The organism is Mycobacterium sp. (assembly GCF_049673265.1).
In the GTDB taxonomy this organism is placed as follows: domain Bacteria; phylum Actinomycetota; class Actinomycetes; order Mycobacteriales; family Mycobacteriaceae; genus Mycobacterium.
Genome location: NZ_JBATXN010000494.1, coordinates 1 through 8,860, shown reverse-complemented (window position 1 = coordinate 8,860; position 8,860 = coordinate 1). Strand labels below are relative to the sequence as shown.

Below are 8,860 nucleotides of genomic sequence, written 5' to 3'. Positions count from 1 at the left end.
CGCCTTCGTCATCATGATCACCCTGACGATCGTGACCGGCCTCATTCGCGAACTCTTCTGGGGCCTACCGCGATACAACCCGGAGCACATTGTCGGAGCTGTGCCAATCCATCAGGGCGGCGGGCTGGTGATGGGGGCCACGGTGCTGGTGGTGTTGCGCGCGTTCGCCAACGGCGGCACGTCGCTGACTGGGGTTGAGGCGATTTCCAACACGGTCAACGTCTTTCGTTCGCCGCAGGGCTACAACGCCCGTCGGGTGCTGACCCTGATGGCTGTAATCCTCGGGTTCTTGTTGGCCGGGGTGTCCTGGCTGGCCTTCGTCACCCATGCCACACCGTATATGGATGAATACCCGTCGATGCTCTCGGAGATCGCCCGGGCGGTTTTCGGCCAGGGGCCGATCGGCAATGTGCTGTATTTCTTGGTCCAGGCGTCGAGCGCGGCGATTTTGTTCACCGGCGCCAACACCGGCTTCAACGGGTTTCCCGCGTTGGCGAGTTTCGTTGCCGAGGACCGTTTTCTGCCGCGGCCGCTGACCAAACGCGGTCATCGGTTGGTGTTCTCCAACGGCATCATCACGCTCACCGTGCTGGCCGTGGCGCTGCTGCTGGTGACTCGCGCCTCGGTCAACGCTTTGGTGCCGTTCTTTGCGATCGGCGTGTTCACCGCGTTCGCGATGGCCGGCTTCGGCATGAGCCGACACCATTACACCCACCGCGAGCGCGCCTGGCAACGCAAGGTGCTGGTCAATCTGTCTACCGGCATCATGTCGACGATCGTGGTGGGGATCTTTGTGGTGGCCAAGTTCACCGAAGGGGCCTGGCTGGTGGTCCTTGTCTTCCCCATCCTGGTATATGGCTTGATACGGCTCAACCAGCAGTACAGCGCCGAGGCGTCGGTGCTGGAGATGTCGCGCACCGAGCGTCCCGAGTTGGCCATGTACGCCCGGCTGCGGGTTTTCGTTTTCGTCGACTCGGTCGACCTCGCCGAGGTCGAGGCGTTGCGCTACGGCAAGGGGCTACACGCCGACGAGTTGACCGCGGTGCACTTCGTGGTCGACGCCGATCATGCTGCTCAATTGCAGGAGCGCTGGCGCCACTTCGAGCACGACACCAGGCTGCGGGTGATCGACTGCCCCGATCGCCATTTGAGCCGGGCCGCACAGGAGCTGGTCCTGGCGGTGAAGAGGGAACATCCCGACACCAAGGTGACGGTGCTGTTGCCGCGTCGAACGTATTCGGCGCTGCTGGGCCGGCTGCTGCATGACCGCACCGCCGACAAAATGGCCCGCGCTGTCAGCCGAATCCAGGGTGCGACGGCGATCATCGTGCCCTACGACGTCGAGTCGCGGATCGCGCGGGTGGACCCCGACGCGTTGGCCGAGCGGGTGAGGCGTGAAACCGCCGACGAGACGGGAATGTTGCCGGCCGAAGCCGACTAGCACCCAGTCGGTATCCAGGCGGCTTAGACTTCTCGGGGGACGCCGAACCTCTGAAAAGGGAATGTGGTCGTGACTGCACCAGGTGAGCAAGACGTACCGCTATCTTTTTCAGACCTGTGTAAGCGAATCTTTCTCGGCAAGCCGCTGATCACCGAAGAGCTGTCTTCCGAGAGATTGTCGAATCCCATTGCACTGGGTGCACTTTCACCCGATGCAATCTCATCGACCGCTTACGGTCCAGAGCAGATCCTGACCGAGTTGCTACCCCAGGCCGGATTGGCCGCGTTTGTCTTATTGCTTCCCATCATGGGTGTGATCCTGCTGATCCTGGTGCTGGTTGCCGCGTCGTACCGGCAGGTCGTGATGGCTTATACCAAAGCAGGCGGCTCGTACATCGTGGCACGGGAGAACTTCGGTCCCCGGGTAGCGCAAGTCGCTGCGGCGGCACTGTTGATCGATTACGTCGTCACGGTGGCCGTGCAGTCGGCGGCGGGCACGGTGGCCGTGGCCTCGGCGCTGCCCGTGCTGGGGCCCTACAGCCTGGAGATCACGGTCGCAGTGGTGCTCCTGATCTGCTATGTGAACCTGCGCGGATTGAAGGAAGCCGGCCTGCCCTTCGCGATTGCCACCTACTCCTTTGTGGTGATGGTCGGCTTGATGATCGTCACCGGCGTTGTCCGCCATATCTTCTGGGGCCTACCGCAATACGGTCCCGACTACCCGCACGGAACGGTGTCAGTCCATTCCGGCAACGGTTTGGTGATGGGCGCAACGATTCTGGTGATACTGCGGGCTTTCGCCAACGGCGGATCGTCGCTGACCGGGGTAGAGGCCATCTCTAACACCGTCACTGTCTTCCGCAAACCGCAGAACATCAACGCGCGGCGGGTCCTCACCGCAATGGCGTGCATCCTGGGTTTCCTGTTGGCCGGGGTCGGCTATCTCACCTACGCCACGCACGCCGCACCGTTTCTCGACGAATATCCCTCGGTGCTCTCGCAGGTGGCCCGGGCTGTGTTCGGCAACGGGGTCATCGGCAACGGTATGTACATTCTGGTCCAAGTAGCGACCGCGGCGATCTTGTACACCGGCGCCAATACCAGTTTCAACGGGTTTCCGGCGCTGGCCAGTTTCGTTGCAGAAGACCGCTTCCTGCCCCGTCAACTCATGACGCGCGGTTACCGCCTGGTGTTCTCCAACGGCATCATCACGCTGACCGGGCTGTCGGTGGCCCTGCTGGTGGTTACCGGGGGATCGGTCAACGCGTTGGTGCCGTTCTACGCGATCGGCGTGTTCACCGGCTTCTCGATGGCTGGTTACGGAATGACCAAACACCATCTCACGCACCGTGAATCGGGCTGGCTGCACAGGTTGGTGATCAACCTGTCGGCAGCGATCCTGTCGACGGTCGTGGTCGGCATTTTCGCGGTGGCCAAGTTCACCGAAGGAGCCTGGCTGGTCGTCCTCGTCTTCCCGTTGCTGGTAATGGGGCTGATACGGCTTAACCGCGAGTATCGCGCCGAGGCCGCGATCCTCGAGGCCTTCCGCACCGACCGCCCGGAGTTGGTGAAGTATGCCCGCCATCGGGTGTTTGTCTTGGTCAACTCGGTTGACCTCGCGGTGCTCGAGGCGCTGCGCTACGGAAGAGGTCTGCGCGCCGACGACTTGATCGCGGTGCATTTCATGGTCGACGCCACCCATGCCGCGCGATTGCGAGACCGCTGGGACAGCTTCGATCTCGACACCCGGCTTCGGGTAGTGGATTGCCCGGACCGACAGATCATCCGGGCCCTGCACGCGCTGGTCGTCAAGGCGCAAAACGAGCATCCGCACACCAACGTGACGGTGTTATTGCCACGAAGAACCTATGCGCCAGTGCTGGGACGGCTGCTGCATGACCGGACCGCGGACAAGATCTCCCGTGCTGTCAGCCGGATTCCGGATGCCGCCGCCACGATCGTGCCGTACGACGTACAGTCTCGGATCCGCGAAGCCTTCCCGGATCTCATGGAAACCCGTATTGCGCAGGAGGTCGAGAAGGTCGAGGCCCGGATTTTGCGAAGCGAAAACCGGACCGTGGACGACTACGAACACCCGGAGCGGCCCGCGGCGGTGATCCCGGTGAACAGCGTGATCCCAGTGCGCCGTGCGACCGTCGAAGGCCGAGTCAGCCAGGTGGAGGACGTCACGAAAAATCAAAAAACGTCTCGCTGGATCGTGGTCGGGGACCAGAGCGGGGAGATCCGCGTGACGTTCCGACCCGGGCACGGCGACGACATCGAGCCGGGTCAGGTGTTGCGCGTCACTGGGAAAGCAAACCAGAGCGGCAATCGCGAGATAGCAATGCTCGACCCGACATACAAGGTCATCGAGGTTCCAGAGGAGTCGTAGACCCACGTGCGTATCCATCCCGAGGTCTCGGACGCGTTGGACGCGGGCCGGCCCGTCGTCGCGCTGGAGAGCACGATCATCAGCCACGGCCTGCCGCGTCCGGACAACCTGCGCATCGCGCGCGAGATCGAGGAGGCCGTCCGTTCCGGCGGAGCGGTGCCGGCCACGATTGCGATCGTCGGTGGCGAGCCGTACATAGGTCTGGACGATGCGGCGTTGCTTCGCATCGCGAAGGGCGACTCGGTGGTCAAGGTCAGCGTGCGCGATGTCGCGGTGCTCGCGGCCCGGGGTGGAGACGGCGCGACGACGGTCGCCTCGACCGCACATCTGGCGTCCGCGGCGGGCATCACGGTGTTCGCCACCGGCGGGCTGGGCGGCGTGCACCGCGGTGCGCGCGACAGCTGGGACGAATCTGCGGATCTCACGACGCTCTCCCGCACCGGCATGCTCGTCGTCTGCGCGGGCGTGAAGTCGATTTTGGACGTGGCCGCCACCCTGGAGCGGCTGGAGACCCTGAGTGTCGGGGTGATCGGCTACCGCACCGACCGGTTCCCCGGCTTCTACCTCGCCGATTCCGGCCACCCGGTGGGTTGGCGGGTGGAAACGCCGGCTGAGGTGGCCGACGTGCTGCGGGCCAGACGCCGACTGGGCCTCGATGGATACGGGCTGGTGCTGGCGAACCCCATCGCGCCGAGCGAGGAGATGGACCGCGCGTTACACGACCGGGTGCTGGCCGCCGCCCTGGCCGCCGCCGAAGCAAAGGGCATGTGCGGCAAGGACGTTACGCCGTTCCTGCTCGACTTCTTCCATCGCGAGACGGCGGGCGCGTCGATTGCCGCCAACGTCGCCTTGGTGCTGTCCAACGCACGGTTGGCGGCGGAGGTGGCTGCGGCCTACGGGGCGAGGATGTAGTCGTCGTCGTGCGGCTGGGCCAGCATGCGGGTGAGCCGCTTGCGGTCGAATGGCCACAGATCGATGTGGTTGTCGTCGGCGAAGTACCACGAGTTGCAGCCGGTGTTCCAGACCGTCGGGCCCATCGCCTCGGCGACGTCGTCGGCGAACCGGCTGGTGGCCTCCTCGGTCACTTCGACGCATGTGATCTCGCCGTCGCGAAATCGCCGCAGCCATGTGGTGATGTAGCTGGCGGTCAACTCGGCGACGTGTTGCAGTGACATCGATCCGCTGGGCGAGTTGGGTCCGAGGACGGTAAACAGGTTGGGAAATCCCGGGATAGCGGTCATTGCCCAGGCGCGTGGTCCTTTCGCCCAGGCGTCATCGATGGACAGTCCGTCCCGTCCGCGCAGCGTCATCGGGCGCATGTAGTTGTGCGCTTGAAATCCGGTGGCCAGCACAATCGCGTCCAGCTCGTGGTCGACGCCATCGGTCGTGCGCAGGCCGGTTTCAGTGATCTCGGCGATCGGCTCGCTGACGAAATCGGCGTTCGGCTTGGAAATTCGCCGGTAGTAGTCGCCGGAAAGCACCTGCCGTTTGCAGAAGGGTTGGTAGTCGGGCGTCAGGCGAGCACGAAGATCCTTGTCGCGCACCAGCGTACGTAAACATATCCACCCATAACGCTGGGCCATCCGTCGTCGCCAGGTTGGCCGGGTGACCAAGTCGACCAAGTAGTCGGAACCAACGAGTTGCGATAGCCGCACTGCCTTGTCCTGTTTGGGCAGCGATCGGAGTAGCCGCCCGATCACGCGTGGCTGCCGCAGCCCCATCGGCATCCACATCACCCACTGCGGCGTACGGGCGAAGTGGGTGATGTGGCCAGCATCGGGTTGCAGCGCGGAAAAGACTTGCACCCCAGTCGATCCAGTGCCGATGACGGCAATCCGTTTGCCATGGGTATCGATGTCAGTCCAGCGCGCGGTGTGCACTACCGGCCCGGCGAACGAGTCAAGGCCGGGAATGTCCGGGATGAACGGGTGATGGAGCAGACCGGTGGCGGCGACGACGAAGTCCGCGTCGATCTCGTCGCCGTCGGCGGTCGAGACGCTCCATCTGTTGTCGGCGAACACCGCCGAAGTCACTTCGCAGCCCAACCTCAGATGCGATTCGAGTTGTAGCGCTTTGATGAGGTCGTGGTGATAACGCTGAATCTCTTCACCCGTGGCCCATACGTGCTTCCAGTCGGGCTTGGGTGCGAACGCGTATTGGTAGCTGTAAGACGGCACGTCGCATCGCAGGCCGGGGTAGCGGTTCCAATGCCAAACACCACCAACGTCGGAGCCCTTTTCCAGGATGATGAAGTTGGTGAAACCGGCTTGCCGGAAGACATGAGCCGCAGCGATCCCCGCCATGCCGGCGCCGACGATCACGATCCGAGGATCTCGGCCGCCCGACTTGACGGTGGCGGACTGCGTGTCAGGTGCGTGAATATCCGAACCCTATGCTTGCCGAAACCCTTGCGGCAAGACTTCTACGGTCCTTCGTCGTCTTGGTCGTCCCTCTGGGGCTTTTCGGGGTGGTGGTAGGTGTTGGTGCGGGGTGAACCGCCGCCGACAAACTATCTGCCATCGAGCCGCCGCATGCGGTGAGCGACCAAGACTTGTATCGCTCCTTACAAACTAGTAAGTTAGAAAGTGTGAGTTCAATACCTAGTGGCGCGATGGCCCAACCTGCTGCGATCGGAGATTTTTGTCAACGCTGGGGGAAGGCCTGGAACGACCATGACGGCGACGCTGTCGCCGCGTTGTGCTCAGAGGATTTGGTGTACGACGAACCAGCGCTCGGCGACACGGTTCACGGCCGCGACGCGATCCGAGACTTCGTAGTAATGCTTGATGTGTCGTTCCCTGACCACAAATTCTTCCTGGAGGGCCTATATGCCGACGTGGCCCGCCCTGCGGTGCTGGTTGCCTGGCGGTTCAGTGGCACGCACACACCGACTCGTCGGAAGGTCGAATTCCACGGCGACGATCGCTTAGAGCTTCGCGAGGACGGTCTGATCAGCGCCTATCGCTGTCTGTATGACAATGATCTGGTGCTGCGCCAGCTTGGGAAAAATCGTCCACGATGACCGCCGACGCCGCGGCGCCGGTACGTGAGCGAAAGCCAGCATCGGTGCGGCGTGCCGAGATTCTTGATGCGGCGGCGGTCGAGTTCGCCGAAACGGGGCTGGCTGGAACACGGTTGGAGGCGATCGCCGGTCGCGCTGGCATTTCGCATCCGCGCATTGTGCAGATGTTCGGCTCGAAGCAAGCGCTTTTTCTTGCCGCCGTCGACGCGGCATTCGATCGCATTGCCGCCGCGTTCGGGGCAGCTGCCAGCCGCTCACGCACCAGCGACGGTGCGGCACCGCTCACCATGCTCGGCGATGCTTATCGGCGTCTGCTGCAGCGCGACCGAACTGTCGCGCTGATGATGCTCCAGAGCTATGCTGCGGCCGGAAATGAAGCTGTGCGCGAGGCAGTCGCCCGCCGTCATCTCGCACTGCAACGTGCAGTCACCGACCTCACCGGCGCAGACGAGCTGGAGGTGCGAACCTTCTTCGCCACCGGCCTTTTAGTCACGATCTCCACAGCACTCGGATTGCCTGGTAAGCGAACCGATGCCGCCTGGGGCGCATGGCTTTTCGAGCAGATCGCTCACGATGGATAAATGACCATGGGTCAGGGATGCCCGTCGTCGTCTTCTTCGTCGTCCTGGCGGAGCAGTTTTTCGGGGTGGTGGTAGGTGTTGGTGCGGGGTTGGCCGTGGTCGAGGTGGGGTGGTGGGATCCACTCGGTGTCGCCGTTTTTGAGCTTGCGGGTGGTCCAGCCTTGTTCGGCAAGTTTGTGGTTGGGGCCGCAGGCCAGGGTGAGGTCGTTGATATCGGTGGTGTGGGTTTTGGCCCATGGGTCGGCGTGGTGGACTTCGCAGAAATAGCCCGGCACGTCGCAGTTCGGGAACGAACAGCCACGATCCTTGGCGTATAAGACAATTCGTTGGGCCGGTGAGGCTAGCCGTTTGGTGTGGTAGAGCGCCAGGGCTTTGCCCTGGTGGAAGATCGCCAGGTAGTGGTGCGCGTGGGCGGCCAGCCGGATCACATCGGACATCGGCAATAACGTGCCGCCGCCGGTGAGGCCGCGCCCGGCGCCGGCTTCGAGTTCTTGCAGCGTGGTGGTGACGATGATCGATGCCGGTAGCCCGTTGTGTTGACCGAGTGCGCCGGAGGCCAGCAGGGTGCGGGCGGCGGCGAGCAAGGCGTCGTGGTTGCGTTGGGCGGTGCTGCGGGTATCGCGTTCGACGGCGCCTGGGGACGGGTTGCCGTCGAGGCACGGTGTCTCGTCGGTGGGGTTGCACATGCCCGGGGCGGCCAGTTTCGCCAACACGGCATCGAGGGTGGCCCGCGCCTCGGGGGTGAGATGTCCCGAGATTGGGGACATGCCATCGTGGCCTTGCTTGCCGAGGATGATGCCGCGCCGTCGCGCCCGGTCCTCGTCGGTGAAGTCGCCGTCGGGATTAAGGCAGTCGGTGAGTTTGTCGGCCAGCTTGGCCAGCTCGTCGGGCCGATGCTGGCCGCCGAGCCGGGCCAGCTGCGCCTCGGCCTGCCCCCGGGTCTCCACGTCGACGAACTCGGGCAGCCGGTGGCAAAAACTCCGGATCACCGCCACATGGCCGGCCCCGATGTTGCCCTCGCGTTGCGCGGCGGCGGTGGCCTCCAACACCGGCGGCAGCGGCTCACCGGTGAGCCCGGTGCGCTCGCCCAAATCTGCGGCCTCGTGGATACGGCGCGACGCTTCACCGCGACTGATGCGCAGTCGATTGGCCAGCGCCTGTGGCAGCGTGCCGCCGAGCTCGTCGTTGCTGGCCTGCCGGGCCAGCTGGTTGATTAACGCGTGACCGGCGGCGGGCAGTCGTCGGGTCTCCGTTTCCAGACGTGCCAGCATCGCGAAGTATTCGGGGGTGGTCAGCGAGTCCGAGGACGTTTCGACCACATCAGAGATCGCATCGTGCAGCGCGTCGTAGCGCTTCACGATCTCCTCACGGTCACTCGAACGCATGTTCGTATTATAACGAGCCGGTCCGACAAAACGCCGTGCC

General features: G+C 63.8%; 6 protein-coding genes and 1 pseudogene. 5 read left to right on the top strand and 2 right to left on the bottom strand.

The window, feature by feature from the left end:
• From WBF82_RS17125 to WBF82_RS17115, 3 genes and pseudogenes are all read left to right on the top strand, one after another.
• Positions 1–1,399: pseudogene (locus WBF82_RS17125) on the top strand (APC family permease); the annotation flags it as partial.
• A 111-nt stretch (positions 1,400–1,510) separates the two neighbouring features.
• On the top strand, positions 1,511–3,832 hold the full coding sequence (locus WBF82_RS17120) for an amino acid permease (RefSeq protein WP_424384158.1): 2,322 nt from the start codon (positions 1,511–1,513) through the stop codon (positions 3,830–3,832).
• 6 nt (positions 3,833–3,838) lie between these two features.
• Positions 3,839–4,744 (top strand): pseudouridine-5'-phosphate glycosidase, encoded by a 906-nt coding sequence (locus WBF82_RS17115; protein ID WP_424384157.1) that lies wholly within the window; start codon positions 3,839–3,841, stop codon positions 4,742–4,744.
• Here WBF82_RS17115 and WBF82_RS17110 read toward each other — a convergent pair.
• Positions 4,726–6,213 (bottom strand): flavin-containing monooxygenase, encoded by a 1,488-nt coding sequence (locus WBF82_RS17110; protein ID WP_424384159.1) that lies wholly within the window; start codon positions 6,211–6,213, stop codon positions 4,726–4,728. The genes WBF82_RS17115 and WBF82_RS17110 overlap by 19 nt on opposite strands.
• A 230-nt stretch (positions 6,214–6,443) precedes the next feature.
• Between WBF82_RS17110 and WBF82_RS17105 the strand changes: the two genes are divergently transcribed.
• Positions 6,444–6,854: a nuclear transport factor 2 family protein gene (locus WBF82_RS17105; protein WP_424384156.1), complete on the top strand. Its 411-nt coding sequence runs from the start codon at positions 6,444–6,446 to the stop codon at positions 6,852–6,854.
• The gene (locus WBF82_RS17100; protein WP_424384155.1) at positions 6,851–7,435 is read left to right on the top strand and encodes a TetR/AcrR family transcriptional regulator; all 585 of its coding nucleotides are present in this window, start codon (positions 6,851–6,853) and stop codon (positions 7,433–7,435) included. The genes WBF82_RS17105 and WBF82_RS17100 overlap by 4 nt, the downstream gene beginning before the upstream one ends.
• Positions 7,436–7,446: 11 nt before the next feature.
• Here WBF82_RS17100 and WBF82_RS17095 read toward each other — a convergent pair whose 3' ends face one another.
• Positions 7,447–8,820 carry an HNH endonuclease signature motif containing protein gene (locus WBF82_RS17095; protein WP_424384154.1) on the bottom strand — a complete coding sequence of 458 codons (1,374 nt, stop codon included), beginning with the start codon at positions 8,818–8,820 and terminating at the stop codon, positions 7,447–7,449.
• Positions 8,821–8,860: the final 40 nt, after the last annotated feature.